This is a genomic window from Pseudomonas sp. Y5-11 (assembly GCF_022368695.1).
Taxonomy (GTDB): Bacteria; Pseudomonadota; Gammaproteobacteria; order Pseudomonadales; family Pseudomonadaceae; genus Aquipseudomonas; species Aquipseudomonas parakoreensis.
The window spans coordinates 4,948,862-4,968,003 of sequence record NZ_CP058974.1 but is presented as its reverse complement, the minus strand read 5'-3'; the positions used below and the strand labels follow the sequence as shown (position 1 = coordinate 4,968,003).

The 19,142-nt window shown below is 60.8% G+C and carries 16 protein-coding genes; 8 read left to right on the top strand and 8 right to left on the bottom strand.

Annotation, left to right across the window (positions count from 1 at the left end; genetic code table 11):
• Positions 1-5 precede the first annotated feature (5 nt).
• A complete protein-coding gene (mfd, locus tag HXW87_RS22140; RefSeq protein WP_239777767.1) occupies positions 6-3,455 on the bottom strand; it encodes a transcription-repair coupling factor in 3,450 nt (1,149 codons plus the stop codon).
• Positions 3,456-3,809: 354 nt separating this feature from the next.
• Between mfd and HXW87_RS22135 the strand changes: the two genes are divergently transcribed.
• Positions 3,810-5,273, top strand: coding sequence for a glyceraldehyde-3-phosphate dehydrogenase (locus HXW87_RS22135; protein WP_003226583.1), 1,464 nt, complete (start codon positions 3,810-3,812; stop codon positions 5,271-5,273).
• 182 nt (positions 5,274-5,455) lie between these two features.
• Here HXW87_RS22135 and HXW87_RS22130 read toward each other — a convergent pair whose 3' ends face one another.
• A complete protein-coding gene (locus tag HXW87_RS22130) occupies positions 5,456-6,757 on the bottom strand; it encodes an MFS transporter (RefSeq protein WP_239777766.1) in 1,302 nt (433 codons plus the stop codon).
• 72 nt (positions 6,758-6,829) lie between these two features.
• Here HXW87_RS22130 and HXW87_RS22125 point away from each other — a divergent pair, with 72 nt between their 5' ends.
• Both HXW87_RS22125 and sthA read left to right on the top strand, forming a co-directional pair.
• Positions 6,830-7,879 (top strand): FAD:protein FMN transferase, encoded by a 1,050-nt coding sequence (locus tag HXW87_RS22125; RefSeq protein WP_239777765.1) that lies wholly within the window; start codon positions 6,830-6,832, stop codon positions 7,877-7,879.
• Between the two features lie 197 nt (positions 7,880-8,076).
• On the top strand, positions 8,077-9,471 hold the full coding sequence (sthA, locus tag HXW87_RS22120; RefSeq protein WP_041068973.1) for a Si-specific NAD(P)(+) transhydrogenase: 1,395 nt from the start codon (positions 8,077-8,079) through the stop codon (positions 9,469-9,471).
• A gap of 42 nt (positions 9,472-9,513) precedes the next feature.
• Here sthA and HXW87_RS22115 read toward each other — a convergent pair whose 3' ends face one another.
• Positions 9,514-10,236: a glycerophosphodiester phosphodiesterase family protein gene (locus HXW87_RS22115; protein WP_041068969.1), complete on the bottom strand. Its 723-nt coding sequence runs from the start codon at positions 10,234-10,236 to the stop codon at positions 9,514-9,516.
• 14 nt (positions 10,237-10,250) lie between these two features.
• Positions 10,251-10,832, bottom strand: a complete 582-nt coding sequence (locus tag HXW87_RS22110) for a PilZ domain-containing protein (protein WP_239777764.1) — start codon at positions 10,830-10,832, stop codon at positions 10,251-10,253.
• 94 nt (positions 10,833-10,926) lie between these two features.
• Between HXW87_RS22110 and HXW87_RS22105 the strand changes: the two genes are divergently transcribed.
• From HXW87_RS22105 to HXW87_RS22095, 3 genes are all read left to right on the top strand, one after another.
• Entirely contained in the window at positions 10,927-12,177 is a 1,251-nt protein-coding gene (locus HXW87_RS22105) for a lipoprotein-releasing ABC transporter permease subunit (RefSeq protein ID WP_095668723.1), read from the top strand.
• A gap of 7 nt (positions 12,178-12,184) precedes the next feature.
• The gene (lolD, locus tag HXW87_RS22100) at positions 12,185-12,871 is read left to right on the top strand and encodes a lipoprotein-releasing ABC transporter ATP-binding protein LolD (RefSeq protein ID WP_182401857.1); all 687 of its coding nucleotides are present in this window, start codon (positions 12,185-12,187) and stop codon (positions 12,869-12,871) included.
• A gap of 168 nt (positions 12,872-13,039) precedes the next feature.
• Positions 13,040-14,284 (top strand): lipoprotein-releasing ABC transporter permease subunit, encoded by a 1,245-nt coding sequence (locus tag HXW87_RS22095; RefSeq protein ID WP_121186397.1) that lies wholly within the window; start codon positions 13,040-13,042, stop codon positions 14,282-14,284.
• 123 nt (positions 14,285-14,407) lie between these two features.
• On the opposite strand, the gene HXW87_RS22090 is transcribed toward HXW87_RS22095, so the two are convergent.
• Both HXW87_RS22090 and HXW87_RS22085 read right to left on the bottom strand, forming a co-directional pair.
• Positions 14,408-15,757 carry a heavy metal sensor histidine kinase gene (locus HXW87_RS22090; RefSeq protein WP_182401855.1) on the bottom strand — a complete coding sequence of 450 codons (1,350 nt, stop codon included), beginning with the start codon at positions 15,755-15,757 and terminating at the stop codon, positions 14,408-14,410.
• Positions 15,757-16,437, bottom strand: coding sequence for a heavy metal response regulator transcription factor (locus HXW87_RS22085; protein WP_041073997.1), 681 nt, complete (start codon positions 16,435-16,437; stop codon positions 15,757-15,759). Before HXW87_RS22085 ends, HXW87_RS22090 begins: the two co-directional genes overlap by 1 nt.
• A gap of 155 nt (positions 16,438-16,592) precedes the next feature.
• On the opposite strand from HXW87_RS22085, the gene HXW87_RS22080 reads away from it, so the two are divergent.
• Together HXW87_RS22080 and queF are read left to right on the top strand one after the other, a co-directional pair.
• Positions 16,593-17,126, top strand: coding sequence for a cupredoxin family protein (locus tag HXW87_RS22080; RefSeq protein WP_121186391.1), 534 nt, complete (start codon positions 16,593-16,595; stop codon positions 17,124-17,126).
• A 61-nt stretch (positions 17,127-17,187) separates the two neighbouring features.
• Complete coding sequence (queF, locus tag HXW87_RS22075; protein ID WP_121186389.1) at positions 17,188-18,018, top strand: NADPH-dependent 7-cyano-7-deazaguanine reductase QueF; 831 nt, start codon at positions 17,188-17,190, stop codon at positions 18,016-18,018.
• A gap of 96 nt (positions 18,019-18,114) precedes the next feature.
• Here the strand turns inward: queF and HXW87_RS22070 are convergent, their stop codons facing one another.
• Both HXW87_RS22070 and HXW87_RS22065 read right to left on the bottom strand, forming a co-directional pair.
• On the bottom strand, positions 18,115-18,378 hold the full coding sequence (locus HXW87_RS22070) for a DUF4404 family protein (protein ID WP_134177047.1): 264 nt from the start codon (positions 18,376-18,378) through the stop codon (positions 18,115-18,117).
• A 108-nt stretch (positions 18,379-18,486) separates the two neighbouring features.
• The gene (locus tag HXW87_RS22065) at positions 18,487-19,107 is read right to left on the bottom strand and encodes an HAD family phosphatase (RefSeq protein ID WP_121186387.1); all 621 of its coding nucleotides are present in this window, start codon (positions 19,105-19,107) and stop codon (positions 18,487-18,489) included.
• Positions 19,108-19,142 lie beyond the last annotated feature (35 nt).

Sequence of the window (19,142 nt, the reverse complement as noted above, 5' to 3'; positions counted from 1 at the left end):
GTCCTTCAAACAGTTTTCGGGAGGAGGCGCTCGAACAGCGCCTCTACAGTATTAAAGCGCTCTTCCGGGCGTTCCATCGGCACCTGGAACTTGAACATTGTGGCGCCTTCGAATTTGTAGCGTTTTGGCTGAGTCTGGATCAGTTTGATCAAGGTCATCGGGTCGACCGGCGTCTGCGCGGCGAACTCGATGCGGCCACCTTGCGGGCCACCGTCGACTTTCTTGATGCCCAGTTGTTCGGCCTGCAACTTCAGCGCGGTGATGCGCACCAGATTCTTGGTCGGCTCCGGCAGCAGACCGAAGCGGTCGATCATCTCCACTTGCAGATCCTTCAGGCCTTCCTCGTCGGTGGCCGAAGCGATGCGCTTGTACAGGATCAGGCGGGCATGAACATCCGGCAGATAGTCTTCCGGTATCAGCGCCGGCACCCGCAGGTTGACTTCCGGGCCACCGCCGAGCGGTTGATCAAGGTTCGGTTGCTCGCCCTTGCGGATCGACTTCACCGCGCGCTCGAGCATCTCCATGTAGAGCGTGAAGCCCACGGCCTGAATCTGCCCGCTCTGGCCGTCGCCGAGCAATTCGCCGGCGCCACGGATTTCCAGGTCGTTGGTCGCCAGCACGAAGCCGGCGCCCAGATCCTGAGTGTTGGCAATCGCTTCCAGACGCTTTTCCGCGTCCGAGGTGATTTGCTGGCGCAGCGGCGTCAGCAGGTAGGCGTAAGCCTGGTGGTGACTGCGACCCACACGTCCGCGCAACTGGTGCAATTGCGCCAGGCCGAACTTGTCGGCGCGCTCGATGATGATGGTGTTGGCGCTCGGTACGTCGATGCCGGTCTCGATGATGGTCGAGGCGATCAGCACGTTGAAGCGCTTGTGATAGAAGTCGCTCATCACCTGTTCGAGTTCGCGTTCGCGCATCTGCCCATGGCCGATGCCGATCCGCGCTTCCGGCACCAGTTCGGCGAGATCGGCAGCGCACTTCTCGATGGTCTTCACGTCGTTGTGCAAGTAGTAAACCTGCCCACCGCGCAGCAGTTCACGCAGCAGGGCCTCTTTGACCGTGCTCTTGTTCTGCTCCATGACGAACGTGCGCACCGACAGGCGTCGCGCCGGCGGCGTGGCGATGATCGACAGATCGCGCATACCCGACACCGCCATGTTCAGCGTGCGCGGAATCGGCGTGGCGGTCAGCGTCAGAATGTCGACTTCGCTGCGCAGGGCCTTGAGTTGTTCTTTCTGCCGGACACCGAAACGGTGTTCTTCGTCGATGATCACCAGTCCGAGGTTTTTGATCTTCACATCGTCGGACAGCAGCTTGTGCGTACCGATGACGATGTCGATCTTGCCTTCCGCCAGATCGGCAATCGCCGCGTTGACTTCCTTGGCCGATTTGAAGCGACTCATCACTTCTACGGTCACCGGCCAGTCGGCGAAGCGGTCGCGGAAACTGTTGTAGTGTTGCTGGGCGAGCAGGGTGGTCGGCACCAGAATCGCCACCTGACGCCCGCCGTGCACGGCGATGAACGCTGCGCGCATCGCCACTTCGGTCTTGCCGAAACCGACGTCGCCGCAGACCAGGCGATCCATCGGCTTCGGCGCGAGCATGTCTTCGCGCACGGCTTCGATGGTCGCTTGCTGATCCGGGGTTTCTTCGAACGGGAAACCGGCGCTGAACGTCGCGTAATCGGCTTTCGGGTCGGCAAACGCGTAGCCTTCGCGCGCGGCGCGGCGGGCATAGATGTCGAGCAATTCAGCAGCGACATCGCGCACCTGTTCGGCGGCTTTGCGCTTGGCTTTCTGCCAGGTCTCGGAGCCGAGGCGGTGCAGCGGCGCCAGTGAGTCATCGCTGCCGGTGTAACGCGCAATCAGATGCAGGTTGGCCACCGGCACGTAGAGCTTGGCGTTCTCGGCGTATTCCAGGGTGAGGAATTCCGCCGCCTGATTGTCGATTTCCAGAATCGTCAGGCCCAGATAACGCCCGACCCCGTGATCGATGTGCACCACCGGCGCGCCTTCGCGCAGCTCGGTGAGGTTCTTGATCACGGCATCGTTGTTGGCGTCGGCACGTTTTTCCCGGCGACGACGCTGCATCACCCGCTGACCGAACAGCGGACTCTCGGCCACCAGCGCCAGCGCCGGGTCATCGAGCATCAAACCCTCGTCGAGCGGGGCAATGGTGATCGCCAGACGGTCCTTGCTCGCAACGAAGTCCGGCCAGCTGTCGACGGTTTTCGGCCGCAGCTTCAGACGCTCCAGCAACTCCAGCAGGACTTCACGACGGCCCGCGGATTCGGCGGTGAACAGCACGCGTCCGGGGAATTCGTCGAGGAATGCCGAGAGCGCCGCCAGCGGTTGCGTCGCCTTGGCTTCGATCGCCAGGTTCGGCAGCGCTTGCGCCGGGAAGCGCTCGCGACCGGCACCGGCTTCGACGTCCTGCTGACTGGCCACTACCCGTGGCCAGCTCTTGAGACGGGCGAAGCAGTCCTCCACCGGCAGGAACAGTTCGGCGGGCGGCAATAAAGGACGTGATGGATCGACGCGGCGCTCTTCGTAGCGATTGCGCACGTCGTTCCAGAAGTTTTCCGTTGCTTGCTCGATGCCCGGCAGCGAGAACACTTGCGTGTCCTGCGGCAGGTAATCGAACAGCGTCGAAGTCTCATCGAAGAACAGCGGCAGGTAGTACTCGATACCGGCGGGCGTGATGCCGCTGCTCAGGTCCTGGAAGATCGGGCAGCGCCGGAAGTCGACATCGAAGCGCTCGCGGAATCGCGCCTTGAAGCGGGTGACCGCATCTTTCTGCAGCGGAAACTCTCGCGCCGGCAGCAGCTTGACCGATTCGACCTTGTCGATGGAGCGCTGGTTTTCCGGGTCGAAGGTGCGCAGGGTTTCGATTTCGTCGTCGAACAGGTCAATGCGATAGGGCAGTTTGCTGCCCATCGGGAACAGGTCGATCAGCGCGCCGCGTACGGTGAACTCGCCGTGCTCGTAAACCGTATCGACGTAGCGATAGCCGCTGGCTTCCAGGCGCGAGCGCATCTGTTCGACATCGAGCTTCTGCCCGACATCCAGCACCAGGCTGCTGCCAAGCAGGAATTTGGTCGGCGCCAGGCGATGCAGGGCGGTGGTGATCGGCACCACCAGCACGCCATGCGCCAGTTCCGGCAGCCTGTACAGGCTGGCGATGCGCTGGGAAATGATGTCCTGGTGCGGCGAGAACAGATCGTACGGCAGGGTTTCCCAGTCGGGGAAATGCAGCACGGGCAAATCCGGGGCGAAGAAGCTCAGCTCCTGTTCCAGCCGTTCGGCACTCTGGCTGTCGGCGGTCAGTAGCAGGGTGAAGCGCTTGGCTGCGCTGGCAGCCTCGGCAATCGCGAGGCTGAGGGCGGCACCGGGCAAGTTGCCCCAATGCTGTTTACCTGCCGCGGCAGGGAGAAGCGGTAGACGCAGAACAGGCACGGAAGGTTGAGCTCCAGGCGTTGCGACAAAGTCGGTAATTGTAGCGGCGTCAGGTGCCGGCTGTCAGTTGCAGACTGCGTCTATCTGCGCGGTTTGCGCGAAATGTAGTGGTAACCATAAAAACGAGCACTTTTTTTACGGTTATGTAGTGCCGAAATCGACCGGTGTTACGGAGGGTTACAGACATCGGCTAACAGTCGTCGAAAAATTGACTGCGCTGAAAGCCCCGGTTTTACTGGGCTGGCGCGAGGCGTAATTTTTTTGAACGGAATTTTGTTACCGATTGCGCGACAAGCGCGCATTGCTACAAGAGGTTCTCGGCGGCATAATGTAGCCCCTTTTTTCTGCCCCTACATGTGGAAGGTTCCCGTGACTCAGAAGCCCGACCAGTGTCTTGGTGAATGGATCGACCGTGAAGCACTCGCAGAAGCGATGATTCCGCTTATCGGTCAGCTCTACCGCAATAACAACGTGGTGAGCTCGATCTATGGCCGCAGCCTGATCAACCAGTCTGTCATCGCGATTCTCAAAGCTCACCGCTTTGCTCGCCACCGTTCCTCCGACGATAGCGAACTCTCCGTCCACGAAACATTCCCTCTGCTTAAAGCCATGAGCGAGCTCAAGCTCGGCGCGGCTTCGGTAGACCTGGGCAAGTTGGCGTTCAAATTCCGCAGCGAAGGCAATGGCCGCAGCGCCGAGCAGTTCGTGCGTGAAGAACTGGCTGACGTGGTTGGTCAGCAAAACGCTTCGGCCCGCAAAGGCACTGACGTTGTGCTGTACGGCTTCGGTCGTATCGGCCGTCTGCTGGCGCGCATCCTGATCGAGAAAACCGGTGGTGGCGACGGTCTGCGTCTGCGTGCCATCGTCGTGCGCAAGGGCGCCGAAAACGACCTGACCAAACGCGCCAGCCTGCTGCGTCGCGATTCGGTACACGGTCCGTTCAACGGCACCATCGTCATCGACGAAGAAAACAACACCATCACCGCCAACGGTAACCTGATCCAGGTGATCTACGCGAAGAACCCGACCGAGGTGGATTACACCCAGTACGGCATCAAAGACGCGCTGCTGGTGGACAACACCGGTGTATGGCGTGACGCCGATGGCCTGGGTCAACACCTGCAATGCCCGGGTGTTGCTCGCGTTGTTCTGACCGCGCCTGGCAAAGGCAAGCTGAAGAACATCGTTCACGGTATCAACCACAACGAAATCACCGCTGACGACAAGATCGTGTCCGCCGCTTCCTGCACCACCAACGCCATCGTGCCGGTGCTGAAGGCTGTGAATGACAAGTTCGGCATCATCAACGGTCACGTCGAAACCGTTCACTCGTACACCAACGACCAGAACCTGATCGACAACTTCCACAAGGGTGACCGTCGTGGCCGTTCCGCCGCGCTGAACATGGTCATCACCGAGACCGGTGCTGCCACCGCTGCTGCCAAGGCCCTGCCTGAGCTGGCCGGCAAGCTGACCGGTAACGCGATCCGCGTTCCGACGCCAAACGTGTCGATGGCCATTCTCAACCTGAACCTTGAGAAAGCCGCCAGCCGTGAAGAGATGAACGAGTACCTGCGCTACATGGCGCTGCACTCCGATCTGCACAAGCAAATCGACTTCGTCAACTCGCAGGAAGTGGTGTCCACTGACTTCGTGGGTTCGCGTCACGCCGGTGTGGTCGATGCTGAAGCGACCATCGTTCAGGACAACCGCGTTGTGCTGTACGTCTGGTACGACAACGAGTTCGGCTACAGCTGCCAGGTGGTTCGCGTGATGGAAGACATGGCCGGTGTAAACCCGCCAGCGTTCCCGCGCTAAGCCTTGACCGCAAATGAAAACGCCCCGACCTAGGTCGGGGCGTTTTTTTATGCCTGGCAGATCTCTATTGCCTGATCCGGCCTCATCGCTGGCAAGCCAGCTCCCACAGGTTTCCTGGCAGGCTGCGCCATGGCATGTACGCCTCAAGACCTTGTGGGAGCTGGCTTGCCAGCGATGGCGTCCTATCTGGCGCCACCTGTCACAGCGGCTTGCGCAGTGCGCAATTCATGTTTGTTCCCGCGGAACAGCACCAGCGTCGCAATCAATCCCAGCACCGCCGCACCGCTGAGCCAGATTCCCGGCGCAGCCTTGTTGTCCAGCACGTGAATCAGGTAAGTACAGGCCGCAGGCGTAAAGCCGCCAAAGGTCGCTGTTGCCAGGCTATAGGCCAGCGAGAACCCGGTCGTGCGCACTTCCACCGGCATGATTTCGGTCAGCGCCACCACCATCGCGCCGTTGTACGAGCCGTACAGGAACGACAGCCACAGCTCGACGATCAGCAGATGACTGAAGCTCGGGTTCGCCACCAGCCACGACAGCGCCGGGTAAGCGGTCAGGATCGCCAGAAGGGTCGCCGCCAGCAGTAGGGGTTTGCGCCCGATCTTGTCGGACACCGCGCCCATCACTGGCAGCCAGAAGAAGTTCGACAGACCGATGCACACGGTCACGAGCAGCGCGTCGAAGTCCGACAGATGCAGTTCGGCCTTGCCGAAGGTCGGGGTGTAGGCAGTGATCAGGTAGAACGAAACCGTGGTCATCACCACCAGCGCCATGCCAGCGATGACGATGCCGAAGTTCTGGCCAATCGAGCGGACGATTTCCCGCAGGGTAGGGCGATGTTTACGCGCCTGGAATTCCGGCGTTTCTTCCAGCGAGCGACGAATCACGAAGATCACCGGAACGATCATGCAACCGATCAGGAACGGCACGCGCCAGCCCCAGTCACCCATCTGCTCCGGGCTCAGCCAGTGGTTGAGGCCCACCCCGAGCAGACCGGCAAACACCACCGCTGCTTGCTGGCTTGCCGACTGCCAACTGACGAAAAAGCCCTTGCGGCCCGGCGTGGCAATTTCCGCCAGATACACCGAAACACCGCCCAGCTCTACGCCGGCCGAGAAGCCTTGCAGCAAGCGACTGAACAGCACGATCAACGGCGCGGCGACACCCAGGGTGGCGTAACCCGGCACGCAGGCGATCAGGATCGTACCGGCGGCCATCAGCGCAAGGGTAATGATCAGGCCCTGGCGACGACCGTGACGGTCAATGTAAGCGCCAAGGAAGATCGCCCCCAGCGGACGCATCAGGAAGCCAGCGCCGAAGGTGGCCAGGGACAGCATCAGGGAAGCGAAGGCGCTGTCGGCCGGGAAGAAGGTTTTGGCGATGGCCGTGGCGTAGAAGCCATAGACCATAAAGTCGAACATCTCGAGAAAGTTACCGCTGACAACGCGAAAAATCGCTTTGCCTTTGCCCGTGGTCGAGGACATTTTCAGTTACTCATTATGGGTTTCTTGTAACGCGTTGCATCCGATGGGGAGCGTGCGGGCCTTTGATCCATAATGGCCGGCGCGCTTTTATGGGGAGATGAAGAATTGTTCACTGGACGGTGGGTTGGGCTTGTGAGTGTGGTGGTTGTCCTCGTGGCCTGTGGCAACGGTGATTCCCTGGAAAGTTTTGGTGGCCCGACCATGGGCAGCACGTATTCGATCAAGTACGTGCGACACGCGGGTATTGCCGAGCCGGCGCAAGTTCGCCGTGAAGTGGAAGGTATCCTCGCTGACGTGGATCGACAGATGTCGACCTATCGCAGTGATTCCGACATCGAGCGCTTCAATGCCTTGCCGGCGAACAGCTGTCAGACCATGCCCGCCGCCGTGCTCGAATTGGTCCGAGTTGGTAAGCAACTGGCAGAGCAAAGCGAAGGTGCCTACGACTTGACCGTCGAGCCGCTGATGAATCTGTGGGGGTTCGGCCCGCAAGGGCGTGAAGAGAAAGTCCCCGACCCCGCCGTGCTGGCCGAAACCCTGCAGCGGGTCGGCTACCGCCATTTGCGTATCGACGTCGACCGCTTGTGCAAGGACGCCGCTGTCGAGGTCGATTTCAACAGCATCGCCGCCGGATATGCCGTCGACACCATCGCCGCCAGACTCGAATCGATGGGCATCCATGACTATCTCGCCGAAGCCACCGGCGAGCTGAAGGCCAAGGGCAATAAGCTCGACGGCTCGGCATGGCGCATCGCGCTGGAGGCGCCGCGTGACGATCAACAGGTGGCCGAACGGATCATTCAGGTCGATGGCTACGGCGTGTCCACCTCCGGTGATTACCGCAACTATTTCCTGCAGGACGGTCGGCGCTATTCCCACACCTTTGATGCGCGGAGTGGGGCGCCGGTCCTGCACAACCTGGCATCAGTCACGGTGATTCATCCTTCAGCGTTGATGGCCGATGGACTATCGACGCTGTTGCTGATTCTCGGGCTTGAAAGGGCTTGGGACTATGCCGAAAAACACGACATTGGTGCATTCTTCGTGATTCGTGCCGATACAGGCTTCGTTATTCGCACCAGTGCGGCTTTCGAGCGCCTGAGTCGTGCAAAAGTTGACTGAAAACAGTACGAAAGCTGGCGTTGTAGTGCAGGCAAAAGTAGCCTACGACGCGACCAAGGGTTAATGTGCGCGGCGTTGACGCTTCTATAGACTGTGTCCGGGTTCTTTACTGGCCCCCAATTGTTCCTTCGCGCCGCGATTCGGCGTGATTTAGCCGCTGGTGCTGCTGGCACCGCGGCCTGTTCTGAGGAGTACGCATGGCTGTCTACAACTACGACGTGGTGGTGCTGGGTTCCGGCCCGGCGGGAGAAGGCGCGGCAATGAACGCCGCCAAAGCAGGGCGCAAGGTGGCCATGGTCGACAGTCGTCGCCAGGTCGGCGGCAACTGCACCCACCTGGGAACCATCCCGTCCAAGGCCCTGCGTCACTCGGTGCGGCAGATCATGCAGTTCAACACCAACCCGATGTTCCGGGCGATCGGCGAGCCACGCTGGTTCTCCTTCCCGGACGTGTTGAAAAGCGCAGAAAAGGTTATCTCCAAACAAGTCGCTTCGCGCACCGGCTACTACGCCCGTAACCGCGTCGACGTGTTCATCGGTACCGGCAGCTTTGCCGACGAGCAAACCATCGAAGTGGTCTGCGCCAACGGCGTGGTCGAGAAACTGGTGGCCAAGCACATCATCATCGCTACCGGTTCGCGTCCGTATCGCCCGGCGGACATCGATTTCAATCACCCGCGTATCTACGATAGCGACACCATCCTCAGCCTTGGCCACACCCCGCGCAAACTGATCGTTTACGGCGCCGGCGTGATCGGTTGCGAATACGCCTCGATCTTCAGCGGTCTGGGGGTGCTGGTCGAGCTGGTGGACAACCGCGGTCAGTTGCTGAGCTTCCTCGACTCGGAAATCTCCCAGGCGTTGAGCTACCACTTCAGCAACAACAACATCACCGTGCGCCACAACGAAGATTACGATCGCGTTGAAGGCGTGGACAACGGCGTGATCCTGCACCTGAAGTCCGGCAAGAAGATCAAGGCCGACGCTTTGCTCTGGTGCAACGGCCGTACCGGTAACACCGACCAGTTGGGTCTGGAAAACATCGGGGTCAAGGTCAACAGCCGTGGCCAGATCGAAGTCGACGAGGCTTACCGTACCTGCGTGCCGAACATCTACGGCGCCGGCGACGTGATCGGCTGGCCGAGCCTGGCCAGTGCCGCCCACGACCAAGGGCGTTCGGCGGCTGGTAGCATTGTCGATAACGGTAGCTGGCGCTTTGTGAATGATGTGCCGACCGGCATCTACACCATTCCGGAGATCAGCTCGATCGGCAAGAACGAGCAGGAACTGACCCAGGCCAAAGTGCCGTACGAAGTCGGCAAGGCGTTCTTCAAGAGCATGGCGCGTGCGCAGATCGCCGGCGAGCCGCAAGGCATGCTGAAAATCCTGTTCCACCGTGAAACCCTGGAAGTGCTGGGTGTTCACTGCTTCGGTTATCAGGCGTCGGAGATCGTGCACATCGGTCAGGCGATCATGAACCAGCCGGGTGAGTTGAATACGCTAAAGTACTTCGTCAACACCACGTTCAACTACCCGACCATGGCCGAAGCCTATCGGGTAGCGGCGTACGACGGCCTCAACCGGCTTTTTTGACGGGCTCCGGCCGGTGGCCTGAGCCGGCCGGGGAGACCGATTTCAGCAATTCTCGAGGGTGGCAGTGGCCAAACCGGGAAAGTCTGTAATCAGGCTGTCAACGCCGAAGTCGGCGAGTCTGCGCATCAGCGCAGGCTCGTTGACGGTCCACACCGACACATGCAGCCCCTGACGCTGCGCCTTCTGCAGGCGTTCCGGCGTACACAGCGTCCAGTTCAGCGCCAAGATCTCACAGCCATAGCTGGCGGCGACCTTCAACGGGTCGAGCCAGGCGTATTCGGCGACCAGTCCACGCGACACGTCCGGCACCAACTCCAGCGCTGCCTTCAGTACTTCCCGCGAACTCGAAGTAATGGTGACCTTGTCCAGCAAGCCATGACGCTGGGCCATTTCGCGAATCGCCAACACGGTGGTGGCGGCGCGGGTGCGTGAAGCGCTTTTGACTTCCAGTTGCCAGTGCTCGAAATCGCACTGCTCGAACAGTTCTTCCAGGGTCGGAATCGGGCACGGCTTGATCCAGCCCGGGCCGCCCTTGCGCGCGTCGTAGGTCACCAGTTCGGCGGCGGTGTGCTCGACCACCTTGCCGCGCCGGTCGGTGGTGCGCTTGAGGGTCGGGTCGTGGATCACCATCAGCTCGCCGTCCTTGGACAGGTGCAGATCCAGTTCGCAACGGCGCACGCCGTGCTTGAGACATTCCTGAAAACTGGTCAGGGTATTTTCCGGTGCTTCGCCCTTGGCGCCGCGGTGGCCGTAGATGAGGGTCACGGTGCTTCCTTAATTTAAATGCCTGATTCGTTCTGTTCACGGGCCAGGCGTCGTTCCTGGGCCTGTTTCTGCAAGATATAACGGGCGAGCAACTGGCGCTGGGCGTCGGTCAAGTGTTCGAACTCGGTGCCGATGTCGTAGCCATCGCCCTTGCGGTCGCAATGGGTGACGCGGGCACGCAGCAGCAGGCCCAGCGCCTGCGGCATCAGCACCAGTTTCACCGACAGGTGCGCGCCCGTGGCGATTGGCGTCGGGTGCTGAAAGTCGATTCCGCCTTCGGAGAGGATCACCGGTTGCGGCTCGCCAATGTGGCCGAGCACGGTCAGGGCGACCACCTGGCTGAGCAGGTCGATGCGTTTGTTCTGGGATTTGAGGAACGCGGCAATCGCCCGGTCGCGCTCGCTGATCTGGCGCAACAGGTGCTGCGACTCGAATTCGCTCAGGTGCAGTTCGCTGAGCAGGTTGAACAGCGGGGAAGCATCCTGCAACACTTCCTGGCCTGCGGCTTCGGGAGCGGACAGGGGCCGAATTTCCAGTGCGATCATGTCCTCGATACGGTAGTATTCGCGGCGATCTTCTTCATCTAATGTCGACATGGCGAACCCATGGTAGCGGCGGTGGTCTGAGTGTAAAGCTGGTTATCGACCCCCGCCACAAGGACGTTCCTTTTCCCTCCGAACAAGCCCCGACATGTTCAGACCTCTCTTCGTATTTATCGGCACGCGTTATACCCGTGCAAAGCGTCGCAATCATTTTGTGTCATTCATTTCCCTGACTTCGATGATCGGGCTCGCCCTCGGCGTGATCGTGATGATCGTGGTGCTCTCGGTGATGAACGGCTTCGATCATGAGATGCGCACCCGCGTGCTGGGCATGGTGCCCCACGCGACTCTTGAAACCGGCGAACCGATCAACGATTGGCAGAGCCTGGCCGCCAAGGTCAAGCGCAACCCGGAGGTAACGGCCGTTGCGCCGTTTACTCAGATGCAGGGTTTGCTGACCAACAACGGCCAGGTGTCCAAGGTGTTGCTCAACGCCATCGACCCCGCGCTCGAGCGCAATGTGTCGATCATCGACAACTTCATGAAGCAGGGCAAACTCGACGATTTGACGCCGGGCAGCTTCGGCATCGTCATCGGCGACAAGGCCGCGACCAAGCTCGGCGTGGGCCTGGGTGACAAAGTCACCTTCGTCGCGCCGGAGGTCAGCGTGACCCCGGCCGGGATGTTCCCGCGCATGAAGCGCTTTACCGTGGTCGGCATCTTTCATGTTGGCGCCGGTGAGCTGGACGGCTATCTGGGCGTCACCAACCTGCAGGATCTGGCGAAGATGCACCGCTGGAAGCCTGATCAGGTGCAGGGCATCCGGTTGAAGTTCGATGATCTGTTCCAGGCGCCGCGCGTGGCCTGGACCATCGCCCAGCAGTTGGGCGAAGACCATTACTACGCCCGCGACTGGACCCGTACCCACGGCAACCTGTATCAGGCGATCCGCATGGAAAAAGCCATGATCGGTCTGCTGTTGCTGCTGATCGTCGCGGTGGCTGCGTTCAACATCATTTCCACGCTGGTAATGGTGGTAAATGACAAGAAGAGCGACATCGCCATTCTGCGTACCCTCGGCGCTACGCCGGGGACGATCATGCGTACGTTCATGGTGCAGGGCACCGTGATCGGCGTGGTCGGTACGGCGATTGGTGCGGTGGTCGGGATCTTCGCCGCGCTCAACGTCAGCGCTGCGATTTCCGCCCTTGAAGGGCTGATCGGCCACAAGTTTCTCAACGCCGACGTGTATTTCATCGATTACCTGCCGTCGCAGGTGCAGAGCCAGGACGTGGTCATGGTCTGCGCCGCTGCGTTGGTCCTGAGTTTCCTCGCCACCCTGTATCCCGCCTGGCGTGCTGCGCGCACCCAGCCGGCGGAGGCGCTACGTTATGAGTGAGTCGGGCATGAGTGATAAAGCAATCTTGAGTTGCCGCAACCTGGGCAAATCCTACGAGGAAGGCCCGGAGTCGGTGCGAGTGCTGGCCGGTCTGCAATTGGAGTTGCACCCGGGCGAGCGTGTGGCGATCGTCGGCAAATCCGGTTCGGGCAAAAGTACCTTGCTCAACCTGCTGGGCGGTCTCGACACCCCAACCGAGGGCAGCGTCTGGCTTGACGGCGAAGAGCTGTCAGCGCTGAGCGAAAAGAAGCGTGGTCTGCTGCGTAACCGTGCCCTCGGGTTCGTGTACCAGTTCCACCACTTGCTGCCGGAATTCACCGCACTGGAAAACGTCTGCATGCCGTTGCTGATCGGCAAGACCGCGATCCCGCAAGCACGTCAGCGCGCTACCGCGTTGCTTGAGCGTGTCGGTCTGGGCCATCGTCTGGAGCACAAACCGGCCGAGCTTTCCGGTGGCGAGCGCCAGCGTGTGGCCATCGCCCGTGCGCTGGTGAACAACCCAGGCCTTGTGATGCTCGACGAGCCGACCGGCAACCTCGATTCGCACACCGCCGAAGGCATTCAGGACTTGATGCTGGAACTCAGCACTTCGATGCGCACGGCGTTCCTGGTGGTGACTCACGACATGAACCTGGCCCGCCAGATGGACCGCGTCCTGCAACTGCAGGAAGGCTGCCTGACTCCAATCGCTTAAGAGCTACTGCGCTCGGAAATACTGCGTTAAAAACAGGCTCGGAATGCTCATTTACAGCCAGTAGGCTCCGCTTCCTCGCCTGTTTTTGCCTTGTCTTTCCTTCGCTCGCTACGCTCTCAAACGATTGGCCGCTTTTTTAAGCTTGATTTTTATACGGTGCCCCAGCGAATGTTCAGACCGTTATCGATCTTTATCGGCACGCGCTATACCCGCGCCAAGCGCCGCAATCGCTTTGTTTCGTTCATCTCGATGACTTCGATGATCGGGCTCGCCCTCGGCGTGCTGGCGATGATTGTGGTGCTGTCGGTGATGAACGGCTTCCAGCGCGAGATGAGCTCGCGCATCCTCGGCATGGTGCCGCACGCGACCATCGTTGGCGTCAAGCCGATCAATGACTGGCAGCCGGTGGCCGCTGCCGCGCTGAAAAATCCCGAAGTGACCGCCGCCGTGCCGTTCACCGAGATGGAAGGCATGCTGTCTTACAAGGGCTTGATGCAGCCGATCCAGATCAGCGGCGTCGATCCGGCCCAGGAAGGCAAGGTGTCGATCGTGGCCCAGCACATCGTGCAGGGGCGTCTTGATGATCTGAAGCCGGGTGAGTTCGGCGTGGTAATCGGTGAAATCACCGCGCGCCGCTTCCGTCTCAATGTCGGCGACAAGATCACCCTGATCGTCCCGGAAGTCAGCAGCGCACCGGGGGGCATCACCCCGCGCATGCAACGGCTGAACGTGGTCGGTGTGTTCAAGGTCGGCGCCGAGCTGGACGGCTCGATGGGCCTGATCCACGTGGCCGATGCCGCGACCATGCAGCACTGGCAGCCGAATCAGGTGCAGAGCGTGCGCTTGGCGGTGAAGGATCTGTACGCCGCGCCGAAAGTCTCCTCGGACATCGCCGCAGGCCTGGGCGCCGAGTTCAAGGCTGACGACTGGACCCACACCCAGGGCAGTCTGTTCAGCGCGATGAAAATGGAAAAAACCATGATCGGCCTGCTGTTGCTGATGATTGTCGCTGTGGCGGCGTTCAACATCATCGCCACGCTGATCATGGTGGTGAACGACAAAGGCGCGGATATCGCGATTCTGCGCACCATCGGCGCCACGCCACGGCAGATCATGGCGATTTTCATGGTGCAGGGCACAGTGATCGGCATTGTCGGCACATTGATTGGCGGTGTGCTCGGCGTGATTGCCGCGCTGAACGTCAGTGAGATGGTCGGCTGGGTCGAGCGCGTCACCGGGCAGCACATCTTCAGTTCCGACGTGTACTTCGTCAGCAACCTGCCTTCGGAATTGCAGGGCGGGGATGTGCTGTTGATCTGCTCGGCGGGCTTTATTCTGAGCTTCCTGGCGACGGTGTACCCGGCGTTGCGGGCGGCGAAGATCGAGCCGGCTCACGCGTTGAGATATTCGTAAGCGCTGAAATCGCCATCGCGGGCAAGCCCGCTCCCACAGGTATTGAGTTGAGTCACCATTATGTGAACGACACAAAACACTGTGGGAGCGGGCTTGCCCGCGATGGGGCCGTACCTGCTGGCCTCAAGCCTCCTTGGGCAACTCGATCACAAACCGCGTCCACCCCGCAGCCGATTCGCAATGAATCTGCCCACCATGCGCCCGGACGATCGATTGGGTAATCGCCAGCCCCAACCCCGCATGCTCAATGCTGCCTTCCTGCCGCGCCGGATCGGCGCGATAAAACCGGTCAAACAGCCGTGGTAACAGCTCTGCCGAAATCTCTTCGCCACTGTTCTCCACCGACACCTGCACCGCGTGCGGCTGATCGACGATGGACAGGCGTACGCTGCCCGCCACCGGAGTGAAGCGCAGCGCGTTATCCAGCAGATTCGACAAGGCCCGGCGCAGCATGCTGCGATCGCCCTCTATTCGCGCATGACCTTGGCGACTCAGCGTCACCCCGGCGTCTTCGGCCAGTGGCGCGAAGAATTCGAGCAATACATCGCTTTCATCCGCCAGCTCCAGCGCCTCGCGCTTGGGCATCAGCAAACCATGGTCAGCCTTGGCCAGATAAAGCATGTCGTTGACCAGTTGGGCCATCCATTGCAGTTCTTCGAGGTTGCTGTGCAGGGCTTCGCGGTAATCCTCGAGCGGTCGTGGGCGGGTGAGGGTGACCTGGGTGTGGGTCAGCAGGTTCGACAGCGGTGTGCGCAGTTCATGGGCGATGTCGGCAGAAAACGCCGACAGCCGCTGAAACGAGTCATCGAGGCGTCCGAGCATGGCGTTGAAGCTGTGGGCCATTTCTGCCAGCTCCGGCGGCATTTGCGCTTCCGGCAGTCGGGCATTCAGCGATTGTGCAGAAATCCCACGGGCGACTGCACTCATGCGCCGCAGTGGGCGCAAGCCGCTGCGCGCCGCCCAGGCGCCGAGCAGCGCAGTGGCCAGGGCCGACAAGCCGACGGTCAGCCAGATCAGATGCTGCATGCGTTGCAGGAAGTGCTGGTGATGGGTGATGTCCAGCAGCAGCGTCAGTTGTGGTGTATCGGACTTGTCCGGGTAGAGCGGGGCGTTGAGCACGCGGTAGTCGGCGCCGTCATGGCTGATGGTCGACAGGCCGGATTGTTTCGGCAACTCCGTAGGGATCTGCGTCGAACTGTCGTACCAGCGCTGGCCGTCACTGCCGGTAATACGCAGCGCCAGATCGGCCTGGCGGCTCAGCTCATCCGCCAGCCGCGCCTCACGCTGAGCGGGTTGCACATCCTGCAAGGCCCGGCGCAGGCCGATCAGTTTGCCATCCAGCAATTGCTGATCGAGCTCAATGAAGTGCGCCTCGCTGGCGCGGCTGAACAGCACCCCGGCGAACAGCGAGACCACGGCGGTGCACGCGGCGAACAGCAAGGCCAGGCGAGAACTCAGCGACAGGCGACGCATCAGGCTGGACGCTCTTCAAGCACGTAACCCATGCCACGCACGGTGTGGATCAGTTTGTTGGGGAAGTCATCGTCGATCTTCAGGCGCAGGCGACGGATCGCCACTTCGATCACGTTGGTGTCGCTGTCGAAGTTCATGTCCCAGACTTGCGAGGCAATCAACGATTTCGGCAGCACTTCACCCTGGCGACGCAGGAGCATTTCCAGCAGGGCGAATTCCTTGGCGGTGAGGTCGATGCGCTGGCCACTGCGTTCGACCCGGCGGCGAATCAGGTCCAGGCGCAGGTCGGCCAGTTGCAGGCTGGTTTCCTGGGGTGTCGCACTGCCCCGGCGTAGCAGGCTGCGCACCCGCGCCAGCAACTCGGAGAAGGCGAACGGTTTGACCAGATAGTCGTCGGCACCGAGTTCAAGACCGTGCACCCGGTCTTCCACGGCATCCTTGGCGGTGAGAAACAGTACCGGCGTGTCGAGTCCGGCACTTCGCACCGCGTGCAGAATCTGCCAGCCACTGCGCCCGGGCAGCATCACGTCGAGGATCAGCAGCGCATAATCACCGCTCAACGCCAGTTGCTGGCCGCTGTTGCCGTCGGCCACCAGTTCCGTGTTGAACCCGGCCTCGGTCAAGCCCTGGCGCAGGTAGTGGCCGGTTTTCGGTTGGTCTTCGACGATTAGCAGTTTCATGGGCGACTCGAATATATAGAAACGAAAGCGTTATACCGTGGGAGCAGACGGCGCGCGCCAACCTGACAAAGTTGTAATCTGCCTGTCAGGTAGCTGCCAGCGCAGGCGGGCTAGAGTTTCCCACAGGCTGAACCTTTTCTTGTTGGAGTATGACCATGTTTTTGCGCAACCCTCTGGCCGTCGCCGCCTGCTTGCTGGCACTGAGTTCACCTGTCTGGGCCGCTCCCGCACACACTTATGATTTTGGCCAACCGGCACCAGCAGCCAAGGCTACTCGCAGCATTGAAGTTGTACTGAACGACATGTCGTTCGACCCCAAGGCGATTCAGGTCAAGGCCGGTGAGACGGTTCGCTTTGTCCTGGTGAATAAAGGCCAGTTGCTGCACGAATTCAACCTCGGTGACGCGGCGATGCATGCCCAACACCAGCAGGAAATGCTGCAGATGCAGCAAAGCGGCATGCTGACGCCTACCGGCATGAAAGAAATGTCCCACGACATGGCGGGCATGGATCACGGCAGCATGGGCCACGGCATGCAGCACGACGACCCCAACAGCGTGCTGGTCGAGCCGGGCAAGACCGCCGAGCTGACCTGGACCTTCAGCAAGGCCACCAGCCTGGAATTTGCCTGCAATATTCCCGGGCACTACCAGGCGGGCATGGTCGGCAAACTGACTGTCAGTCAGTAAGCACTCAAAGGCGGGCGCAAAGGCTGATAGAATCCGCTGATTCTTCAGTCAGGTTTCCGCCATGCATCCCGCAGCCGAACATTCGCCGCTGGGCAAATCCAGCGAATACATCGCCACGTACACGCCGTCACTGCTGTTCCCGATTCCGCGCACCGCGAAATGGGCCGAACTGGGCCTGACCGCCGAAACCCTGCCGTATAAAGGTGTGGATTTCTGGAACTGCTTCGAACTGTCGTGGCTGCTGCCGTCGGGCAAACCGGTGGTGGCGATCGGTGAATTCAGCATTCCGGCGGATTCGCCGAACATCATCGAATCGAAGTCGTTCAAGTTGTACCTGAACTCGCTGAACCAGACGCCGTTTGCCGACATCGCCAGCCTGGAAGCGACGCTGGTCAAGGACCTGTCGGCCGCTGCCGGCAAACCGGTCGGCGTGCGCGTACGCAGCCTGAAAGAGGTCGAAGCCGAAGGTGTCGTGGCGTTGCCGGGCGTGTGCATCGACGATCTGGACATCAGCGTCAGCAACTATGAGCATCCGCGTCCGGAACTGCTGCGTTGCGATGATTCGCGAATTGTCGAAGAGAGCGTGCACAGCCATCTGCTCAAATCCAACTGTCCGGTGACCAGCCAGCCAGACTGGGGCAGCGTGGTCGTGGAATATCGTGGTGCGGCGCTGGATCACGCCAGTCTGCTGGAATACATCGTCAGCTTCCGCCAGCACTCGGACTTCCACGAACAGTGCGTGGAGCGGATCTTCCTCGATCTGCAGCGTTTGCTGAAGCCGGAGAAGCTCACGGTGTTTGCGCGGTATGTGCGTCGCGGCGGGCTGGATATCAACCCGTATCGCAGCACCGAAGCGGTACAACTGCCGAACCACCGACTGGTCCGTCAGTAAGATCAAAAGATCGCAGCCTGCGGCAACTCCTACATGAGATTCCCTGTAGGAGCTGCCGCAGGCTGCGATCTTTTGCTTTTTTGGGATGCCCGCGAATCAGATCCCCATGCTGCCCAGCGCATTGACGATATTGCGCAGGGTGCCGGCAATGGCCGGGTGTTCGAGTTCAAAGCGGTCAACCGCCAGGTTCACGCCATCGGCGATACTGGCGTCCTGAGTGGCGCTTTCCAGTTTGATTTCGGTTTCAATCTGCGCCATCAGCGCATGCAAATCTTCACGCTCGGTTTCGGACAGCGGCGGATTCTGCTCCAGTTGCTCGCGCAGGGTGTCGAGTTGTTTTTGCAGTTCTTGGGCGGGCATGGTGGTTTCCTTTTATCAAGAGGCACTGGCATTGACCGCAGCCGCGCGCCAAAGGTCTATGGCTGACCTTTAGATTAATCCACTCTGCTGCAACCTGCATGATCCCGGTCAGGGCTTTTCGCCCTTGAGGCGGCGCAGGTTGATGTCGGCCAGGCAGGTGTCGAGCTCGCCCAGGTGGTCGATCACCGAATGCACGCCCAGATTGAACAACTGCAGGGTCGCCTTGCCGCGGCGCTGTTCGCGTTCCTGTTGGCTCAAGGCTTGCCACTCGCTCGGCGACAGGCCGCACAACGAGCCGCAGGAAGCCAGGCCAATGGTCCACAGCCCGGCGTTGAGGCCCGCTTGCAGCAGGCGCGGCTCGCCACTGACCAGCACGCAGCCATCCAGACGGCTGACGTTCAAGCCCATCAGCGCCTGCCAGCAGGCATTCGGCGCGGGCCATGGATTGTTTGTTGCTGAATATTGCGTCGGTTTGATCCACGCCGGCAGAGAGGCCGCCAGGGGATGCGCGAGGGCAGGGGGCAGTTCATCGATCCACGCACAGGGAATCTGCTGGCGCTGCAGGCTGAGCAGGCTGTCGAGGGCGCCGGGTGTGGCGTCGGCGTGCTCGGGCAGCATGCTGGCGTGTTGCCGGGCACGGGCACCGAAATCCACCAGACAGCCACTGAGTCCGAACAGCACGGCGGTCAGGCCGGGCGCGGCGACAGGCAAGGCTTCAGCGTGGGTCATGGCAACGTCCCTGAAATAGTCACGAGGTTAGGCGA